The organism is Sphaerotilus sp. (genome assembly GCF_013299175.1).
Lineage (GTDB): Bacteria > Pseudomonadota > Gammaproteobacteria > Burkholderiales > Burkholderiaceae_C > Sphaerotilus.
In genome coordinates this window covers 1-18,673 of sequence record NZ_JAAFKF010000079.1, presented here as the reverse complement: position 1 = coordinate 18,673, position 18,673 = coordinate 1, and the positions used below count along the sequence as shown (strand labels likewise).

General features: G+C 69.8%; 17 protein-coding genes. 3 read left to right on the top strand and 14 right to left on the bottom strand.

Annotation, left to right across the window (positions count from 1 at the left end; translation table 11 throughout):
* The 13 genes from QZW52_RS13750 to argH form a co-directional block, all read right to left on the bottom strand.
* On the bottom strand, positions 1-875 hold an 875-nt coding region (locus QZW52_RS13750; RefSeq protein ID WP_293999867.1), incomplete at its 3' end, for a type II secretion system protein.
* Between the two features lie 2 nt (positions 876-877).
* A complete protein-coding gene (locus QZW52_RS13745; protein ID WP_293999864.1) occupies positions 878-1,339 on the bottom strand; it encodes a type IV pilus modification PilV family protein in 462 nt (153 codons plus the stop codon).
* Complete coding sequence (locus QZW52_RS13740; protein WP_293999861.1) at positions 1,329-1,796, bottom strand: pilus assembly FimT family protein; 468 nt, start codon at positions 1,794-1,796, stop codon at positions 1,329-1,331. The genes QZW52_RS13745 and QZW52_RS13740 overlap by 11 nt, the downstream gene beginning before the upstream one ends.
* 5 nt (positions 1,797-1,801) lie before the next feature.
* A complete protein-coding gene (locus QZW52_RS13735; RefSeq protein ID WP_293999859.1) occupies positions 1,802-5,149 on the bottom strand; it encodes a LamG domain-containing protein in 3,348 nt (1,115 codons plus the stop codon).
* A gap of 26 nt (positions 5,150-5,175) precedes the next feature.
* Entirely contained in the window at positions 5,176-5,565 is a 390-nt protein-coding gene (locus QZW52_RS13730) for a type II secretion system protein (RefSeq protein ID WP_293999856.1), read from the bottom strand.
* A gap of 122 nt (positions 5,566-5,687) precedes the next feature.
* The gene (locus QZW52_RS13725) at positions 5,688-6,944 is read right to left on the bottom strand and encodes a type II secretion system F family protein (protein WP_293999854.1); all 1,257 of its coding nucleotides are present in this window, start codon (positions 6,942-6,944) and stop codon (positions 5,688-5,690) included.
* Positions 6,945-6,948: 4 nt separating this feature from the next.
* Positions 6,949-8,670 carry a GspE/PulE family protein gene (locus tag QZW52_RS13720; protein WP_293999852.1) on the bottom strand — a complete coding sequence of 574 codons (1,722 nt, stop codon included), beginning with the start codon at positions 8,668-8,670 and terminating at the stop codon, positions 6,949-6,951.
* Position 8,671: 1 nt separating this feature from the next.
* Positions 8,672-10,273 (bottom strand): pilus (MSHA type) biogenesis protein MshL, encoded by a 1,602-nt coding sequence (mshL, locus tag QZW52_RS13715; protein WP_293999849.1) that lies wholly within the window; start codon positions 10,271-10,273, stop codon positions 8,672-8,674.
* The gene (locus tag QZW52_RS13710) at positions 10,273-10,803 is read right to left on the bottom strand and encodes a hypothetical protein (protein ID WP_293999846.1); all 531 of its coding nucleotides are present in this window, start codon (positions 10,801-10,803) and stop codon (positions 10,273-10,275) included. Before QZW52_RS13710 ends, mshL begins: the two co-directional genes overlap by 1 nt.
* Positions 10,804-10,808: 5 nt before the next feature.
* A complete protein-coding gene (locus QZW52_RS13705) occupies positions 10,809-11,462 on the bottom strand; it encodes a hypothetical protein (RefSeq protein WP_293999843.1) in 654 nt (217 codons plus the stop codon).
* Positions 11,459-12,130, bottom strand: coding sequence for a PilN domain-containing protein (locus QZW52_RS13700; RefSeq protein ID WP_293999840.1), 672 nt, complete (start codon positions 12,128-12,130; stop codon positions 11,459-11,461). Before QZW52_RS13700 ends, QZW52_RS13705 begins: the two co-directional genes overlap by 4 nt.
* 22 nt (positions 12,131-12,152) lie before the next feature.
* On the bottom strand, positions 12,153-13,076 hold the full coding sequence (locus QZW52_RS13695) for a hypothetical protein (protein ID WP_293999837.1): 924 nt from the start codon (positions 13,074-13,076) through the stop codon (positions 12,153-12,155).
* A 139-nt stretch (positions 13,077-13,215) separates the two neighbouring features.
* Complete coding sequence (gene argH, locus QZW52_RS13690) at positions 13,216-14,664, bottom strand: argininosuccinate lyase (protein ID WP_293999835.1); 1,449 nt, start codon at positions 14,662-14,664, stop codon at positions 13,216-13,218.
* A 98-nt stretch (positions 14,665-14,762) separates the two neighbouring features.
* Between argH and QZW52_RS13685 the strand changes: the two genes are divergently transcribed.
* A complete protein-coding gene (locus QZW52_RS13685) occupies positions 14,763-15,770 on the top strand; it encodes a sensor histidine kinase (protein ID WP_293999832.1) in 1,008 nt (335 codons plus the stop codon).
* Positions 15,771-15,804: 34 nt separating this feature from the next.
* Entirely contained in the window at positions 15,805-16,566 is a 762-nt protein-coding gene (locus QZW52_RS13680; RefSeq protein ID WP_293999869.1) for a LytR/AlgR family response regulator transcription factor, read from the top strand.
* Between the two features lie 22 nt (positions 16,567-16,588).
* Here the strand turns inward: QZW52_RS13680 and QZW52_RS13675 are convergent, their stop codons facing one another.
* Complete coding sequence (locus QZW52_RS13675; protein ID WP_293999830.1) at positions 16,589-18,064, bottom strand: right-handed parallel beta-helix repeat-containing protein; 1,476 nt, start codon at positions 18,062-18,064, stop codon at positions 16,589-16,591.
* Between QZW52_RS13675 and QZW52_RS13670 the strand changes: the two genes are divergently transcribed.
* On the top strand, positions 18,057-18,446 hold the full coding sequence (locus QZW52_RS13670; protein ID WP_293999828.1) for a hypothetical protein: 390 nt from the start codon (positions 18,057-18,059) through the stop codon (positions 18,444-18,446). The genes QZW52_RS13675 and QZW52_RS13670 overlap by 8 nt on opposite strands.
* Positions 18,447-18,673 lie beyond the last annotated feature (227 nt).

The following is an 18,673-nucleotide window of genomic DNA, read 5'->3' as shown; positions in this document are numbered from 1 at the left end:
TGGGCGCCGACGACCAGCGACACGCTCTCGTTGCGCCGGGTCAGGTCGAGCTGGAGGTAGACGAAGCCGTTCTGCTGCGTCGCGCCCTGGTTGGGGTCGTAGGTGATGGTGCAGCGGCTCAGTCCGGTGAGCACGGTCTGGCCGCCCGCGGTGGACGGGCAGGCGCTCGGGTAGCTGGCGTTGAAGCCGTAGCCGGACAGGCGCACGAGGGTGCCGCGGGCGGTGCCGCTGGCGTCGAGCGAGCCGTCGGCGCCGCTGCAGACGTAGAAGACTGCCTGCTGGCTGGCGCTGACGAGGCTGAAGCGCCCGCCGTCGTAGCCGAGCGGGAACTGGGTCGGGTTGACCGACAGGCGGTGCTGGCCGAAGGCGGGCGCAGGCGTGGTGATGGCGGTCAGCGCGGCACGGTTGACGCCGCTGTACACGTCGTTGGGCGACTGGTTGCCGATGACCAGCCAGTCGCCGACCACTGGCAGCGTGGACAGCGGGCTCAGCACGTCGAGCGTGCTGGTCAGGGCACTGGTGTCGAGCGGGGCGGAGCAGGTGGCCGACGGCGTGCAACCGGGGCCGCTGTCGTTGGCGGTGTCCGCGGCCATGCGCAGCCGGCCGCCCGCCAGCGTGGGGACCAGCTCGACGCACTGGCTGTCCGGGCTGCGCACCGAGTTCGGCACCGCCAGCCGCACTTCGCCCACCAGCCGGCGCAGTGCCGCATCCGCCTGCGCCGAGAGGTCGGCGCGGCTGCGGGTGGCGAGGTAGCTGTCGAAGGCCGGGCGGAAGAACACGGTGAGCGACGCGGCCATCACGCCGCCGATGACGATGACCAGCACCAGCTCCAGCAGCGTGAAGCCCCGCGCGGCGCCCCGGCGCTCAGCGGGCATGGTCAGCTCGCATAGTCCAGCCGCCAGCCGGTGAGCGTGAGCTGGTCGCTGCCGCGGCGCACGGTCACGTCGATGCGCCGCGCCGCCGAGAGGCCACCCAGCGTGGCTGCCGTCACCGAGACGCTGACCGAGTAGCCCGCGAGCGCGCCGATCGGGGTGCCGTCGATGGTGCAGACCTGGTTGGTGGTGGCGTAGCCGTGGTAGTCGAGCAGGTCGTTCCAGGTGTTGCGGGCGCAGCCGCCGGGGGCCGCGTTCGCCGCCACGGTGTACGGCTTGAGCTGGATCTCTTCGAGCATCTCCTCGGCGATGGCCAGCAACTGCTTGCGCACCACCGGATCGGAGGAGCCGCGGGTCACGGTCGAATACGCCAGCAGCACGCCCGCCAGCCCGATGCCCAGAATCAAGACGGCGATCACCAGCTCGATCAGGGTCATGCCGCGCGCCCGCGTCCGCCTACTCGACATGGCCGGTCTCCCCGAGCACGGTGATGGTGGTCTGGCCGGTGATGCCGATCTGCCAGGTGGCGCTGCTGGTGCCTGCGGCATCGGCGGTGGCGCGGCCGCTGGGCTGGAAGTACAGCGGGCCTGCGGGGCTGAGCGTGGTGGCCGTGCCGCTGCCGGTGGCGTAGACGCTCTGGCCATCGGGGCCGACGAGCGGGTCGGTGCAGGTGCTGGCCGGGTTGGTGGCGGCGATGCGTAGACTGACGCCCCCGGTGGCGATGCTGACGCAGACCAGCCGCCGGTGGGCCACGGCGGTCTGGCGGGCGTTGCGCAGCGCCGCGATCAGCTCGCCGCGCCAGGCTTCGTCGCGGAAACCGAACACGCCATCCAGACTCGGCATGGCGAACACCGCCAGCACGGAGGTCAGCACGATCACGCCCAGCAGCTCGGGCAGCGTGAAGCCGGTGCTGTGGTGGCGCATGGCGGTCAATACAGCTCGCGGACGTGGACGGTCTTGCGCGTCTCGGCGCTGGCCACGCCGAAGCTGGCGCGGGCGGCGGGGTCGCGGTCCCAGGTGGTGGCGCAACTGCCGTTGCGTCCGCGCAGCCAGGCAAGGGCGGCGCCGGTGCTGGCCGGGTGGCTGGACAGGCAGCTCGCGTCGGTGGTCGTGGCGCCCAGGTTGAGGGCGATGTCCACGCTGCCGGTGCTGCCGCTCGGGTTGGGGGCGGACAGGGCGATGGTCCCGTTGCCGCCGAGGACGGTGAGTGCGCCGGGTGTCGTGGTCCACGCCGCGGTGGCATTGCCCTGGTAGCCGAGGTAGCTGGCGCGCACGATGGACGCGGCGGAGACCGTGGTGCAGTTGTCGGCGCTGTTGAGCACCCAGGCGCGGCCGGTCCAGTACTGCGCCTGCACGGGCAGCAGCAGGGCGGTTTTTTCCGAGCCGTAGACGTTCGACAGCCACAGCCGCCCGCTGCGCAGCGGCATGGCCGGCTCCAGGTAGCCGCTGGAGGACACGCTGTCGGCGTCGGTGGCGCGCAGTGTCAGGCTGCCGGGGGCACCGAGCTTGCTGGTGTAGCTGTAGGCCACGCCCGTGGTGGACGCCACGCCGGCGCTGAAGCGACTGGCCGCGACGGTGGCCGTGGTGCCGAAGCTGCCGAGGCCGAGGGCGGCTGCGTCCGAGAGCGTCACTGTTTGCGCGAAGGCGGGGGTGAGCGCGCCGCTGCCGTCGTGGTTGACGGTGCGGGTCGGGGTGGACAGGCCGTTCATGGCGAGCACGCTGGCGGTGAAGGGTTGGCCGGCGTAGCTGAAGGTGCCGCACGCGGGGGTGGCGACGAGGTCGAAGTGGTGCGGAATGAAGCGGCCGAGCGTGGTGCCGGTCGTGCCGGTGTTGCCGGTGACGGCGGTGCCGGTGCCGAGGTAGCTGGCGAGATCCGCGTTCAGGTCGAGGCGACCGACTTCGCTCCAGACGAGGTTGCTGGCGGTGGCGCTGCCACCGCTGAAGGCACCGAGGCTGCCGGAGAAGACGCCGTTGCTGCTGCCGGTGCCGGTGGGTGCGGCCTTGGCGTGGGTGAGCGTGGGGGTCTGTGGGGTGGGGGATTCGCGGCCGAAGTTGGGTGTGGTGTTGCCGGCGCTGTTGCGGGCGCGCAGCGTGGCGGAGAAGGTGCTGCCGGCCTTGGTGGTGCTGGTGGGCACGGACGTGAACTCGAACGATGCGGGCGAGGCGATGAAGCTGGTGCTGCCGGTCATGGTCAGGCCGGTGTCGCTGGTGGCGGCGCTGCCGGTGTAGGTGCCGGTGAGCTGCACCTGGCCGACATCGGCATAGATCAAGGCTGTGCTGGCCGAGCCTGTGGCGTCGAAGGTCAGCGCGGTGGCACGGCCAGTGGCGTCGCAGGCCGCGCTGGCGCTGCCTGCCGCGTTGACCGCCGTGCCGCCGACGCGCACGGGCAGGGTGCCGGTGGACGGGTTCAGGTAGGCACACTTCAGGTTGATCGACTTCGTGCCGGTGAACGCCGGGACGCACAGGTTGCTGCTGTCGGAGGACCGCACGGCGCGCACGGTCAGCGTGTTGCCGCTGCTCTCGGCGATGTGGTTCGACGCGGTGAGCAGCAGGCCGCTGGCGCTGGCGGTGTAGGTGCAGGCGGGGCTGCCGAAGTTGCAGGTGGTGGCGCTGGTGGCGGTGGGCGCCGTGGCGGTGGCGGACAAGGTGACGCTACCGGCGGTGGTGAGCTGCACGCGGGCACTCGCCGAGCTGCTGCCGCTCGGGATGGAGACGGTGGCGGTGTCTGGCCAGACCACGGCGGCACTCGATGACAGCGTGGCCGTGACGCCGCTGGTGTAGGGCAGGGTGCAACTGGCGTCCTGGCAGGCGACGACCGTGAGGGTCGAGGGCGTGCAGGTCAGCCCCGTGCCGCTGGCGTGGCGCAGCTCCAGGTGGTCCAGCGTCGGCGTGCAGGCGTGGGTCTGGGCAACATCGAGGGCCACCTGCGCCAGCGTGAGGTCGTAGTTGTAGAGCCGCACCTCGTCCAGCCGGCCGTTGGCGGAGTTGAGGGTGCCGCTGGTGGGCGTGACCGTGCTGCGGTTGTCGCCGAGCATGAGCGCGCCGAGCGTGGGGTCGAGCGTGCCGTTGGTGGTGCCGGACGTGGTGGCGACCTGCGCGCCGTTGACGTAGAGCTTGAGCGTGCTCTGTCCGGCCAGGCTGCTCAGCGTCCAGGTGGCGGCGATGTGGACCCAGGCATTGGCTGCGAAGGTCTGCGCCGGGCTGTTCAGGGTGAGTACCGCGCCGCCGCTGTCGGCAAGGACGAACCGCAGCACGCCGGCCATGACCGACAGGTGAAAGGGCCTTGTGGCGCTGGTGGTGGCGTCCATCAGCGCGCCGGTGGTGCTGGCCCAGGCGCTGTTGCCGGCGTACCAGAACGACGCGCTGCCCTTGGTCCCCAGCACGGAGGCCACCTGGACCGATGAATCGACCCCGGCGATGGTGTTGTTCGCATTCGCCGGCACCGACAGCGCCCGGCAGACGTAGCCATTGGCGACGTTGGTGGCGGTGCCGGCCCGCACGCCGTTGTTGTTGTTGCCCGAGCTGTCGATGACCTCGCCGACCGCGCCGTTCCAGGCCAGCTCGTCGAAGCGGAACTCGGCCACCTTGTTGGGCAGCGGGTTGGGGATGCTCCAGCGGATGGCGGTGCCGCTGGCGTTGTAGGTGGTCTTGAAGCCGTAGAGCGTGTAGTCGGTGGTGCTGAGCTGCACGCCGATGGTGGCGTTCGAGCCGGTGGCGTTGGCGTTGCCGTACTGGTATTTGAACTCGCCGTTCTCGTACAGGATGATCTGGAAGGTGAAGGGCGTGCTGGTGCTGTACTGGAACACGCTGTTCCATGACACCACGAAGTAGCGGTTGGGCGCGGTGCCCTTCTGTTCCCAGGTGACGGTGCCGCCGGTGCTGGGGTCCAGGTCGGTCCAGTAGGGCATCAGCACGTTGGTCACGGGGCCGGAGGTGCAGCCCGTGCGGGCGGCCACGCTGCCTGCGGGCAAGGTGGTGTTGGTGTAGACCCGGAAGAAGCCGTTGTCGGTGCCGAACTGCAGCATCCCGTTCGACAGGATGCGGACGCTGCTGTAGGTGGTGCTGCCGAGCTTGAAGGTGAAGCCGCCGGTGAAGGCAATGCTGGCCTGGTCGTCATCGACGGGGTTGCCGGAGCAGGACTGCGCCCAGGTCACGGCGTTGGCCGCCGATTCCCAGGCGTAGGTGTCGCTGCGGGAGGTGTAGGTGCCGGCCTGCGCCACGCCGGGCAGCACCAGCAGCCAGAGCCACGCCACCGCACGCCACAACAGGCCAGCCACGGTGCGCGCTCCCTGCGGGTTCAGCTTCAGTTGCCCGCAGCGATGGAGGTGAAGTTCGAGGTCTGTCCGCCGCCGGTGACGGTGCAGGTGGACGTGCTGCCGTTGGTGACGCCCGGATCGGTGCCGCCCACGGTGTAGCCGGTCGGCAGGCCGCCTTGCAGCAGTGCGGAGGCGTTGGCGCAGGTGCTGACCTTGACGCACTTGTTGGCGGTGACGACGTTGCCGGTCAGCGCGCAGCCGGCGTAGTTCAGGTTCATGGCCGAGGCTGCCGCGCCTGCTACCCCTGCCACGCTGGCCGCCTGGGCGTCGCTTTTCATGTCGATGAACTTCGGCAGCGCGGTGGCGGCAAGGACGCCGAGGATGACGATGACGACGATCAGCTCGATCATCGTGAAGCCGGTTTGGCGGGATTTCATGGAATGCTCCTGGTTTGTGTGGTGTCAGGCGGTGCGGGCTGGACGGGCGGTAGGTCCGCTGGTACTGGAGATTTCGGCGCTGGCGGACCTTGACTTGAGGGTCGTTTCATGCAGTGGCGTCCTCATTTGGCAAAAGCAGTGCGGCCCAGATCCCAGACCGGCAGGAAGACCCCGAGCGCGAGGATCAGCACCAGCACCCCGAGGAAGATGATCAGGATCGGCTCCAGTTGGGCGCTCAAGGTCTTCAGCTCGTACTGGACCTCGTTGTTGTAGAGGTCGCTGACCTCCTCCAGCAGCTCGTCGATGGCGCCGGTCTCCTCGCCCACGGCCAGCATCTGCAGCACCACCGGCGTGAAGATGCCTGTCACCGCGGCAGCACGCAGCACGGACTCGCCGCGCTCCACGCTCTCGCGCATCCCCTCGATGCGCCGGGCGATGTGCTGGTTGTCCACCGTCTGCGCCACCACCGACAGCGCCTGCGAGATCGGGACGCCGCTCTTGAGCGACAGCGAGAAGCTGCGCGCGAACCGCGCCAGCATCGCCTTGCGCACGATCTTGCCGGCCACCGGCACGCGCAGCATCCAGCCGTCCCACCGCAGCCGACCTTCCGGCGTGGCGATCCAGGCCCGCAGCACCACCGCGCCAGCCATGGCGCCCAGCGCGAGCCAGCCTCCGTAGTCCAGCGTGAAGCGCGAGGTGGCCAGCAGGATGCGCGTGGCCAGTGGCAGCGTGGCACCGGCTTGCTGGAACACGGTGGCGAACGCCGGGATCACCATCACGTTGATCACGCCGATGGCCGCGACCATGGCGCTCACCACGAAGCTCGGGTAGCGCAGTGCCGACTTGATCTGCTGGCGCATGAACAGCTCGAACTCCTGGTGGTGGAACAGGCGCAGGAAGATCTCGTCGAGCCGCCCGGTCATCTCGCCCACGCGGACCAGCGCGATGTAGAAGTTGTCGAACACCCGCGGGTGCTGTGCCAGCGACATCGACAGCGCGATGCCCGACTCCAGACTGCGGCGCACCTCCGCCAGCGTCGTCTTCATCTTGTCGCTGGTGGCGGTTTCCTGCAGTCCCATCAGCGCCCGCAGGATCGGCACGCCCGCGCGCAGCAGCGTGTTGAGCTGCCGGCTGAAGACCAGCAGATCGACCGGCGCGACCTTGGCCTCGAAGGCATGGGCGGGCAGCAGACCGCGCAGTACCGCTCCCGCATCGCTGCCCCCACCGCCGGCCCCTGCGGCACCGGTTTCGCGGATGGTCAGCGGGACGATGCCGCGGCCGATCAATGCCTGCGCCGCCGCCGAGGCGTGGACGGCGTCGATCACGCCGCTGGTGCTGCCCTGCGGGGTGTGGCCGGTCCAGGCGTAGCGTTGCGCCATGGCGTCACGCCGCCGGCCCGTCGGCCATCTGGTGGCTCACGCGCATCGCTTCGTCCACGGTGGTGCGACCGGCCAGCGCGAGCCGTGCGGCGTCCTGCCCGAGGTGCTGGCCGGCCATCTGGCGACGGGCGGCCTGCGCGAAGACCAGCGGATCGCCGTGGTTCATGGCATCGACCAGCTCGCGGGTCATCTCCAGGATCTCGTAGACCCCGGTGCGTCCGCTGAAGCCGGTGTGGTTGCACTCGCTGCAGCCGGCGCCCCGGCGCAGCGGCGCGGTGGCCGCGGCCGGGCCGCACTGGGCGACGAGCCACGCCAGCGCGTGGGCGTCCGGGTGGTGGACCTCGGCGCAATGCGGACAGACCACCCGCACCAGCCGCTGCGCCAGCACCATCTGCAGCGACATTGCCACCATGTAGCGCGGCACGCCCATGTCGATCAGCCGCGCCGGGGTGGACATGGCGTCGTTGGTGTGCAGCGTCGAGAGCACGAGGTGGCCGGTCAGTGCGGCGCGCAGGCCGATCTCGGCGGTGGCCTGGTCGCGCATTTCGCCGACGAGGATCACGTCCGGGTCTTGCCGCAAGGCCGCGCGCAGGACACGGGCGAAGTCGAGGTCGATCTTGTCGTGGACCTGCACCTGGTTCAGTCCTGGCAGGCGGTACTCCACCGGGTCTTCCACGGTGATGATCTTGCGCTCGCTGCTGTTGAGCGCGTTCAGGGCGGCGTAGAGCGTGGTGGTCTTGCCGCTGCCGGTCGGGCCGGTGACGAGCACCATGCCGTTGGGTTTGGCGATGGCGCGGCGCAGCGCCGCGGCCACCCGTGGCGGCAGGTTCAGGTGGTCGATCGACAGCAGCCCCGAGCTTTGGTTGAGCAGCCGCATCACGATCGACTCGCCGTTCTGCGTCGGCATGGTCGAGATCCGCACGTCGATGGCGCCGTTGCGCAGTGTCACGGCGAAGCGGCCGTCCTGGGGCAGGCGGCGCTCGGAGATGTCCAGCCCCGACATCAGCTTCAGCCGCAGCGCCACGGCGGCGGCGATCTTGGCATCGGCCTCGGTCTGCACGTGCAGCACGCCGTCGATGCGGAAGCGGATGCGCAGCGAGCCTTGCTGCGGCTCGATGTGGATGTCCGAGGCCCGCACGCGCAGGGCTTCCTCGAACACCGAATACAGCAGCCGCACGACCGGCGCATCTTCGGCGCTGGCGGTGTTCAGGCCCAGCAGGTCGCCCAGGCTGTCCTCGACGCTGCGCAGCTCGGTGGTCAGCTCCTGCGCCAGACCGGCGATGGCCTCGGTGTTGCGGTACGAGCGGTCGATCGCGCCCAGCAACTGGCTTTCGGCGACGACGATCAGCTCGATGTCGCGCTTGACGATGCGGCTGATCTCGTCGTAGGCGGTCAGGTCGGTCGGATCGGCCATGCCGACACGCACGCCAGCCGAGGTCTCGTCCAGCACCATCGCCCGCAGCCGCCGCGCCTGCACCTCGGGCAGCAGCCGGGCGACTTCCGGGCGCACCGAGCGTTTGGCCAGATCGAGGTAGGGCGCGCGCAACTGCCGCGCCAGCGCCTGTGCGATCTGCACCTCGTTGACCCAGCCGCTGTCGATGAAGACGCGGCCGAGCTTGCGCCCGGTGCTGCGCTGCGAGGCCAGGGCTTCTGTGAGCTGTTCGGCGGTGATCAGGCCCTGCTGGACCAGCAGGTCGCCGAGCCGGATGCGTTCGGGGCGGGCCATGTCAGCGCGTCGCCTCGGGGAAGGGGGCGATGCGCGCGGCGGGTGTCTGCGCGTCGGCCTCGGGCCAGGCCGTGTCCTCGCGGATCACGGTGGTCTTCATCAGGATCACCAGCTCACGCTTGCGCAGCACGGTGGATTTCTGGCGGAACAGCCCGCCCACGACCGGCGCCTCGCCGAGTCCGGGCACCTGGCTGGTCTCCTCGCGCTGCTCCTGCTGCATCAGGCCACCGATGGCGACGATCTGGCCGTCCTTGACGCGCACGATGCTGTCGGTCTCGCTGACCGTGCTGGCCGCCAGCGGCAGCTTGTAGGAGCCGAGCGAGCCGAGGTTGATGGACTTCTGCTTCTCGGTGACGGTGCTGATCGAGGGGTGAACGTGCAGCATCACCATCCCGTCCTCGTTGATCTGCGGCGTCACGTCCAGCGCGATGCCCGAGAAAAAAGGCTGCAGCGTCACCGACGGCACCGAGGTGGTCGAGGCGCCGGTGGAGCTGATCGACGAGGACACCCCGGTCACGTACAGCTCGTCCGAGCCGACCTTGAGCACGGCCTTCTGGTTGTTGATGGTGGCGATGCGCGGGCTGGAGAGCACCTGTACCTTGCCCTGCGTTTCCAGGAAGGTCAGCAGGCTGGAGAAGTTGGCGTGCTGGAAGGCCACGCCGTAGAACGCCTTGCCCGAGGTGGCGGCCGTGGCCGTGGCTGCGGCCATGTCGATCTGGCCGGTGCCAGACAGCGTCACGCCGGGCGCGAGCGAGGCCAGACTGAGTGCGCCGTTCAGGAATTGGCCGAAGGCGCTCCAGTTCACGCCAGTCTGCGCGTCCTTGCCCAGCTCGACTTCGAGGATCTTGGCTTCCAGCATCACCTGGCGCTCGATGCTGAGCTGCACCGCCTCCAGGTACTGCGCGACCTGGCGCAGCTCCAGCGGCGTGGCCCGCACCACGATCACGCCGGCCGAGGCGTTGACGATGACGCTGCGGCGCTGGGTGCCCTGCGCGTCGCTGGCCACCAGGGCCGACAGCGACTGCTGCACGTCGCGCCAGAAATCGGTGTCCGAGGTGGTGCGGACATGGGCGGTGTCGTCCTGGCGGCTGCCGGGCACGGCGGCGTTGCTGCTGCCGTTGCCCGCGTTGCCTGTGCCGCTGGCACCTTGGTTGGCGCCGCCGCTGCCCACCTGGCTGATCGAGCTGGAGGTGACGCGGATATCGCTGGTCCCCTGGCGGCGGCCGGGCAGGTAGTTGACCCGGAACACCCGTGTCTGCACGGTGTTGGACTGCACGTAGATGCGCTGGCCGCTGATGCGGTAGTGGAAACCGTACAGCTCGCGCATGGCGTCCAGCGCATCCAGCACCGTGGTGTCGCGCAGGCTGAGCGACACCGCGCCGCTCACCTCCGGCGACAGCAGGATCTGCCAGGGCGAGCCGGCCGCGATCTGCAGGAAGACCTGGGCGGCAGGTGCCTGGTTCACGGTGAGGTCAAAGCGCGCCTCGGCGGGCGCAGCGGGCGGTGAAGTGGTGGCGGCGGCGGCCACGCCCAGGTGCAGCACGGCCAGCAGGCCGGGCAGCAGCAAGCGGGCCACGGTGCGCAGGGCAAGCGGGCGGGCCATCAGGGTTCCTTGCGCATCGGGGTGTCGATCGTGGCGGGTGCCGCGGGTGCGGCCGTGTTGGGTGGCGGAGGTTCGGTCATGGCGTACAGGCCGAGCCATTGCGTACCGCCACGGGGCAGGCGCAGCCACACGCCGTCGGCGCGGATGTCCTGCACGGTGGCGTCGCCCAGCCGGTCGCCGATCCGGACCAGCCGGCCGTCCACCAGGGCCGTGGCGCTGCCCGGCGACGTGGTGGCGGTGGTGGTCGTGGTGAATTGCAGGGCCTGCACGCGGGGCGTTGGCGTGGCGGAGGTCGCTGCGGTGGCCGTGGTGGCCGTGGTGGCGTGTGCGATCCGGGGGACAGGCTGCGCATGCGCCAGCGGTGCGGCCAGGACGGCCGACGGTGGCGGGCTGGCCATGCCGGCGGGCGGGCGGGTCGGGTCGGGCAGCGCGGCCTGCGCCTCCCCGAGCGACAGCAAGACCCACAACACCGCCGACAGCAAGGCCGACAGCAGCGGAGCGAACATCAACAGACGGGCTTGGGGGTGCATGGCGGTCAGATCTCCACCCAGTGGGCGTCGGTGCTCAAGGTGTGCAGGCGCAGCGTGAGCCGCACCTGGGGGTGCTGGAGCACCTGGAGCTGCAGCCCGCCCCACAGCAGGCGCTGTGGCGAGACTTCGAGCGCCTTCAGGTAGTCCAGCAGATCGGCGTAGCGGCCCTCGACGGTCAGCTCCACGCCGTGGCGGTACAGGGTTGGCGTGCCCTGGCCGAGTGCTGTCCGGCCGAGCGACTGCAGGCTGCGCAGCTTCAGGCCACTGTGGCGCCCCAGCAGTTGCTCCAGCAGCGGCAGTATCTCGGCCGGACTGACCAGATCGCTGGTGCGGCCCTGGGCGTCGGCCTGGGCGGTGCGGGCCTGCAGCGCGGCGAGTTCGGCCTGGAGCTGGCGGGTGTCGAGATCCTTGCGCTGGCGCAGGGTGGCCAAGCTGGCGTCGAGCGTCTGCAGCACCTGTGCGGACTGCTGGCGCACCTGACGCGCCTGGCTCCACGCTGTCCAAGCGGGCGTGACCCAGAGCTTGTCGAGTGCCATGCCCACCACGACCGTGCAGCACAGCGCCACCAGCATCCGTTCGCGCGGGTTGAGTGCCTGGTAGCGCCGGTCCAGCGATTGCCATTGCGCCGAGAGTCCGGAAGTGCGGGGCGTGCGTGTCATGGTTTGACAGGAGCGGTGGCGGTGGCGTTGGTGGCGGTCTGGCTGGACAGCGTGAACTCGCTGTAGTCGGCCGAGGTGGCGGGCAGGTCGCCGGTGGCGGTGCCCTCGGTGCTGGTGCCGAAGGCACCCGCGCCGCCGCGGCGGATCTGCAGGGCGGCGAAGGGCCGGCCCTTGAAGCGCGGCTCGGATTGCAGGCTGCGCAGGTAGTCGGGCAGCACGGCCGGGTCGGTCATGCGGCCGCGGATCTCGATGGCGTCGTCGCTGCCCTGCAGCGTCAGTCCGGTGATCCAGACTGCCGGATGGGCCTGACGGGCAAGGGCCTCCAGGTAGTCCACGTAGCCTTCGCGGCGACCGGCGCTGCCGTTGGCCAGCAGTCCCTGGAGACGCTGGACGGCGGCCTCGCGGTCACGCAGGCGCTGGAGCTGGTCGCGCTGCTGCTGCTCTGCGCGGCTGGTGCTGCCCTGTTGCAGGCTGCTGCGGCGTGTGTCGGTCTGCACTGCAAGCTGCAGGGTGTCGCCCTGGACTTGGCGCGTGTGCCACTGCAGGCCGGCGCCCGCCGCCAGTGCCACGGCGAGCAGCGCGCCCTGCAGCAGCAGCAGCGTGCCCAGCGCGTTGGGCTGCTGGCTCTGGCAGAGGCTGCGGGCGTAGAGGTTGAGTTGCTGCGGCATGGGGTTCGGCGGCGTGGCGGGATCAGCCGCGGCGCAGCGCGGCACCAATGGCGATGGGTGACACGGTGGTGGGGGTGAGTCCGCTGTCCAGCTCGGCGCCGGTGAAGTCGATGCACTCCTCGATGCGCAGCCGCACCACCGGCACGTACAGCAGCTCGCGCACGTAGTCGGTGAAGGCGTCCGAGGTGTCGGTGGCGACCACCAGCCGCGACAGCGTGACGCGGCTGAACAGGCGCTCGAAGCTGTCGAGCGTGCGCTGCAGCTCCAGCCCCGCCCGGTCGAACGCCTGCTGGCGCAGCGTCTCGTCCGGCTCGGCGATCTGCGCCGCCGTCACGTCGATGTGGCGCGACTGCAGCAGCTCGCCGCTGGCGGTGATCACCAGCGTGCAATGGGTGTCGTCGATGAGCAGCAGCGCGATGCCACGGCCGGGTTCCTCCAGCAGCGCGGCGAGGTTGCGCAGCGCGGTTTCCGGCAGGTCCATCACCTTCCACGGCGCCCGGGCACGCAGGGCGGTCTCGGCGATGGGCGCAACCTCCTGTCGTGGCGCCAGCGCTGCCAGCACGGACGGGCGCCCGCGCTGGTTGGTCTCGGCGGGAATTTCCAGCAGATCGATCTGCGCATCCGCGACCGGGAAGGCCACCAGATCGCGCAGTTGCCAGCGCACGGCGTCCGGCCAGTGTTCGCGGGGCACCTCGGGCGCCTCGGTCGGCAGGAGCTGGTACTGGTGGCGCTGCAGCACGAGCAGCCGATGGTGGCGCTGCAGCGTGCGCTGGCGGCGCAGCAGGCGCAAGGACTCCAGCGGCGCGGACCAGTCCAGCCGGCAGGCCCAGCGCACCTGCGGCCGGCCATCCAGCGGCCAGTGCAGGTACAGCGCCTGGGCGGTGTCACCGTGGGGAACCACGGCCACCCAGCCATCCAGCCGAGAACGTTGCAGCCAGGAGAACACGGGGTTTCGCTCCATCGATCAGGTGAGAAAGGATGGGGCGATGCTGCCTGCGCGGGACGCCTGGCCAGACCCGAAAAAGCCATGCAAAACGCGGCCACAAGGGGCCGCGTTGTCCAGGGGCGGGGGCGGGTGCTGCGGATCAGCCCAGGCGTGCGCGGTGGCGTTCGATCTGCGCGCGGACCTGCACCGGCGCCGTGCCACCCAGCACGTTGCGGGCGTTGAGCGAGCCGGTGAGGCTCAGTACCTCGAAGACATCCGCCCCGATGCGGGCGTCGAAGCCCTGCAGCGTGGCCAGTGGCAGCTCCGAGAGATCCTGGCCCAGCGCGATCGCGGTCTTCACGGCGTGGGCCACCACCTCGTGCGCGTCGCGGAACGGCAGACCCTTCTTGACGAGGTAGTCGGCGAGATCCGTCGCGGTGGCGTAACCGCGCAGCGCGGCCCGCTCCATCGCCTCTTTCTTCACCGTCAGGCCACCCGTGCGGCTGCCGTCCGCCGCGATTTCACCGCCGATCATCTCGGCCATGATCCGCAGCGTGTCCTTCACCGTGTCCACGGTGTCGAACAGCGGCTCCTTGTCTTCCTGGTTGTCCTTGTTGTAGGCGAGCGGCTGGCCCTTCATCAGCGTGATCAGCCCCATCAGGTGCCCGACGACCCGGCCGCTCTTGCCGCGGGCCAGCTCGGCCACATCCGGGTTGCGCTTCTGCGGCATGATCGACGAGCCGGTGCAGTAGCGGTCCGAGAGGTTGATGAAGCCGAAGTTCTGGCTCATCCAGACCACGATCTCCTCGGCCAGCCGCGACACATGCACCATCACCAGCGTGGCGAAGGACGTGAACTCGATCGCGAAATCACGGTCGCTGACGGCGTCCAGGCTGTTCTGGCAGATACCCTCGAAGCCCAGCGTCCGGGCCACGCGCTCGCGGTCGAGCGGGTAGCTGGTGCCGGCCAATGCGGCGGCGCCCAGCGGCAGGCGGTTGACGCGCTTGCGCAGGTCGGTGAGCCGTTCGGCGTCGCGCGAGAACATCTCGACGTAGGCCAGCAGGTGGTGCGCGAAGCTCACGGGCTGGGCGACCTGCAGGTGCGTGAAGCCGGGCAGGATGACTTCGACGTGCTGCGCCGCCACGAAGACGAGGGCGCGCTGCATGTCGTCGAGCAGGGCCGCCGTCGCGTCGATCTCGTCGCGCAGCCACAGGCGCACGTCGGTGGCCACCTGGTCGTTGCGGCTGCGGCCGGTGTGCAGCCGCTTGCCGGCGTCGCCCACCAGCGTGGTCAAGCGGGCCTCGATGTTGAGGTGAACGTCTTCGAGGTCGAGTTTCCACTCGAAGGTGCCGCCCTGGATCTCGCTGTGGATCTGGGCCATGCCGCGCTGGATGTCGGCCAGATCCTGCGGGCCGATGATGCCCTGCGCGGCCAGCATGTCGGCGTGCGCCAGGCTGCCTGCGATGTCGGCGCGCCAGAGTCGCTTGTCGAAGGTGACGCTGGAGGTGTAACGCTTGACCAGCTCGCTCATCGGTTCGGAGAACAGGGCGGACCAGGCTTGCGACTTCTTGTCGAGTTGATCGAGGTGGTCGAGTGAAGGGGTGCTCATCGGGGGCGGCTCAGGGAAGGGGACAATCGAGGAATCTGCCCGGATTGTAGAGAGCGACCCTGACTGCGCCCACCGAACCTGTTCCGTCCGACCCCACCGTGCTGCCCGACGATGTCTGTCAGGCCGGGGTGGTGCTGCGCACGCTGCTGTTCGTGCATGGCGTGGCCGCGCTGGGACTGGGGTTCCAGGTGGACTCGCTGCGCCAGTGGCTGGTGGAGGTGTCGGTGGTGGTGGCCGCGGTGCTGCCGGCGACGCTGGTGTGGCTGCTGGCGGCGTGTGCGCTGGGCCGGTCGGCGCGGCGTGGGGTGCCGCTGGCGGTGCAGTGGGGGGTGATGTGCGGGCTGGGCGCGGTCTGCGGGGCGATGGCTTGGGTGCTGCTGGTCGTGCTCGGGCAGATCAGGGATGGGCTGCCTGGCACCATCGCCACGGTGGGCAGCGGCACCGCGCTCGCCGCCGCGGTGTTCCATTGGCTGCGCCAACGCACCCGGCTGCGGTTGCCTGCCGGCACGCAGGCGCGGCTGGCCGAGCTGCAGTCGCGCATCCGGCCGCATTTCCTGTTCAACGCGCTCAACAGCGCCATCGCCCTGGTGCGGGTCGATCCGGCGCAGGCGGAGGCCGTGCTCGAAGACCTCTCGGAGCTGTTCCGCGCCGCGCTGGTCGGCTCGGGCGAGCGGGTCACGCTGGGCGACGAGGTGGAGCTGGCGCAGCGGTATCTGGCCATCGAGCAGGTGCGCTTCGGCGACCGGCTGAAGGTGCGCTGGAAGATCGATCCGCTGGTGGCGAACGCGCGCGTGCCGTCGTTGCTGCTGCAGCCGCTGGTGGAGAACGCGGTGAAACACGGGGTGGAGCCGTCGCCGAATGGCGGCGACATCCGCATCCGCGCCCAGGCCCACCACGGGCAGGCGCTCATCACCATCACCAACACCGTGCCCGAAGGCCGACCGCGCAAGGGCCACGGCATGGCACTGCACAACGTGCGCGACCGGCTGGCGTTGCTGCACGATCTGGAGATGCGCTTCGAGGCGGGTCCGATCGAGGGCGGGCGGTTCCGGGTGCGGCTGCTGATTCCACTGGTCAAGGAGGCACGCACATGGACGTGGACATGAACAGGGACATGAACCTGAGGCTCGGGCCGTGAGCATGCTGCGCGTCCTGCTGGTCGATGACGAGGCGCTGTCGCGGCTGCGGCTGCGCACACTGCTGGCCGATTGCGTCGATCCGGCGTGCGTGGTGGTGGGCGAGGCAGCGTCGGCCCCCGCGGCGCTGCACTGGCTGACACTGCACCGCGCGGATGTCGTGCTGCTGGACATCCACATGCCCGGCATGGATGGGCTGCAGCTCGCCGAGCGCCTGCGCGGCTTGCCGGGCGCGCCAGCGGTCATCTTCGTCACGGCGCATTCCGAGCACGCGCTGGCGGCGTTCGAGGTCGAGGCGGTGGACTACCTGACCAAGCCGGTGCGGCGCTTGCGGCTGCAGGCGGCGTTGTTGCGGGTGGCGCAGCGGCTGCAGGGCTTTGCGGCCACCGCGCCCGCGCCGCTGGAGGCCCTGCCAGCCACGCCGGTGATCGTGGTGCATGAGCGCGGCGAGGTGCTGCGGGTGCCGCTGGCCGAGGTGCTGTATCTGAAGGCAGAGCAGAAGTACGTGACCTTGCGCACTGCGCGACGTGCCCTGCTGCTTGATGAGCCGCTGGCGGAGCTGGAGGAGCGGCTCGGCGAACGGTTCCTGCGCATCCACCGCAACGCGCTGGTGGCGCGCCACGCGGTGGTGGCGCTGGAGCGCCGCGACGGGGACGACGCGGCGGAGGGCTGGGTGGTGCGGATCGCGCCGACGGACGAGTGGCTGGCGGTGTCGCGCCGCCAGCTCGTCGCGGTGCGCGACATGCTGGTGGCGGAAGGGCTGTGAACCCTGGGGCCAGACCGGTGGGTCAGCGTTCGACCGCGCCGAGGTCGATCTTGCTGCCCTTGACGGTGCGTACCACCGGCGTGAAGCTGCTGCCGAGCTGGTAGCCCACGGGATACGCGGCGGCGCCGGCCGGTGCGGCTTGGCCAGCATCGAGCGAGGCGCTGCCCGCCAGCGGCATGAAGGTCGCCGCATCGAACGGGAGCGTCGCCCCGGTGAGCTGGCTGGCCGCGCCCTTGATCTGGCCCTTGAGCGTCTTCCACTGCGTGGTGTCGGTCCAGCCGGTGCGGATCCAGTTGACGCCCAGGTTCAGGATGCCGTCCGGGGTGTAGGTCGTGGCCAGCGAGTCGTTTTCGGCCTGGCGCATGTTCAGCTCCGTCACCGTCGGGTCGAACCAGAAGACGTTGTTCCAGGCTTCCACCGTCTCCTGCGTGGTGCTGATCTGGAAGATGCGCGCGCCGCTGCCGGTGCCGTGGAGGGTGTTGTGGAAGAAGTACAGCGTGCCCTTGCGGAACAGCGACTCGCCCCAGTTGGCCCCTGCAGGGGCGCCGAAGTGGTCGCCGCCGTAGTGGATGAAGCTGCCCTCGTCGCCGTTCTTGCGGATCTGGTTGCCGTAGACGTAGGTGCTGCGGTAGGCCGGGGTGGCCAGCGCGGTCAGGGGGAAGTCCTCGGCTTCGACGAGGTCGATGGCGTGGGCACCGGCTTCGATGCGGTTGTAGCGGACCACGGTGCCCGCCGAGCGGTCCTTGATCGAGTTGCCCAGCGCCCCGGTGCGCAGTGGCCCGTAGCGGTTGAACTCGATCAGCAGGCCCACGCTCTGCGTGTAGGTGGTGTGCATGTGGTCGTCGCCCGCGATGCCGTGGCCCCAGAGGTAGTTGCCGGCGATGCGGATGTTGCGGGTCTGTCCGAAGGGGCCGTCGTCGTTGGACTTGCTGAAGATGCCCATCTGGCAGTCGCTGATCTCGTTGTCGGCGATCAGGATGTTCTGGCCCCGGTCGATCCAGATGCACGCACCGAAGGGGTCGTAGGGCTTGGTGGCGCCAGCGGCGTTCTTGAAGCTGTAGCTGGGGTGGCCGGCGCGGATGTTCAGGCCGTCGATCGAAATCCAGCTCGGGAAGTCGGTGTAGGTGCCGCCGGCGTTGGCCTTGATGGCGATGACGGTGCGGTTCTGGTGGATGTCGCGGGTCTCGGTGGTGTTGCCATAGGCATTGCCGAGGGCGGCGCGGGTGGTCGCACCGTTGCCGTCGATGATGGGCCGCTCGTTGTTCGGGCCGCGCACGCCGCAGATGCGAACGGGTGCGGCTTCAGTGCCCGCGGCTGCCACCATGAACTTGCCCTTGTAGGGCGTGGCCGTGTAGAAAATCCGCACGGTGTCCCCCGCCTTCAGAGCTTCCCAGGGCACGGCGTCGAGGCTGGTGTAGGACTTGCCGGGGCCGACCTGGTAGTCGGTGCCTTTGCCGGAGGCGACGCAGGCGGCCAGCGCCAGGCCGTCGGTGGACACTGGGCTGGGGCTGGGGCTGGGGCTGGGGCTGGGGCTGGGGCTGGGGCTGGGGCTGGGGCTGGGGCTGGGGCTGGGGCTGGGGCTGGGGCTGGGGCTGGGGCTGGCGACAGGACTCGCCACCGGGCTGGCGACTGGGCTGGTCACAGGACTGGCTACCGGGCTGGCCACGGGACTGACTGCCGGGCTGGGAATGGGGGCGGCTACCGGAGCGGGTGTGGCGCTGACGCTGAACACCGAGGTGCCCGATTCCCCACCACCGCAGGCCGTGAGTCCGCTGCCGAGTGCCAGGCAAGCTGCTGTCCACAAGGTGCGCAAATGCACTGTTCTGGTCTGGTCCATCGTGTCCTTCTTCGTGTTGCTGCAGGGATGGCAACGAAGATAGGGCGGTGGTCAGACGGCATCGGTAAGCATTTTTCTTTACTGTAACGGCCATGTAGGCGCAAGAAAAATTCGCATTCGGCGGCGTTTTTGTAATTTTTCCACTTATTGGGGCTGTTTCACGCCAGTGAGAAAATGGATGTTTTCCACCCGAGCGTGCGCTGTTTCACGCAGATCCCCACGGATGTGGCGCAGGCAGCAAACAGCCGTCACAAGGCGTAGCGGGCGATC

Bases quoted from the DNA above. Each gene is read 5' to 3' on its own strand.
- QZW52_RS13745 (WP_293999864.1), bottom strand. From the start codon at position 1,339: ATGTCGAGTAGGCGGACGCGGGCGCGCGGCATGACCCTGATCGAGCTG.
- QZW52_RS13740 (WP_293999861.1), bottom strand. From the start codon at position 1,796: ATGCGCCACCACAGCACCGGCTTCACGCTGCCCGAGCTGCTGGGCGTG.
- QZW52_RS13730 (WP_293999856.1), bottom strand. From the start codon at position 5,565: ATGAAATCCCGCCAAACCGGCTTCACGATGATCGAGCTGATCGTCGTC.
- QZW52_RS13725 (WP_293999854.1), bottom strand. From the start codon at position 6,944: ATGGCGCAACGCTACGCCTGGACCGGCCACACCCCGCAGGGCAGCACC.
- QZW52_RS13720 (WP_293999852.1), bottom strand. From the start codon at position 8,670: ATGGCCCGCCCCGAACGCATCCGGCTCGGCGACCTGCTGGTCCAGCAG.
- mshL (WP_293999849.1), bottom strand. From the start codon at position 10,273: ATGGCCCGCCCGCTTGCCCTGCGCACCGTGGCCCGCTTGCTGCTGCCC.
- QZW52_RS13710 (WP_293999846.1), bottom strand. From the start codon at position 10,803: ATGCACCCCCAAGCCCGTCTGTTGATGTTCGCTCCGCTGCTGTCGGCC.
- QZW52_RS13705 (WP_293999843.1), bottom strand. From the start codon at position 11,462: ATGACACGCACGCCCCGCACTTCCGGACTCTCGGCGCAATGGCAATCG.
- QZW52_RS13700 (WP_293999840.1), bottom strand. From the start codon at position 12,130: ATGCCGCAGCAACTCAACCTCTACGCCCGCAGCCTCTGCCAGAGCCAG.
- argH (WP_293999835.1), bottom strand. From the start codon at position 14,664: ATGAGCACCCCTTCACTCGACCACCTCGATCAACTCGACAAGAAGTCG.
- QZW52_RS13680 (WP_293999869.1), top strand. From the start codon at position 15,805: ATGCTGCGCGTCCTGCTGGTCGATGACGAGGCGCTGTCGCGGCTGCGG.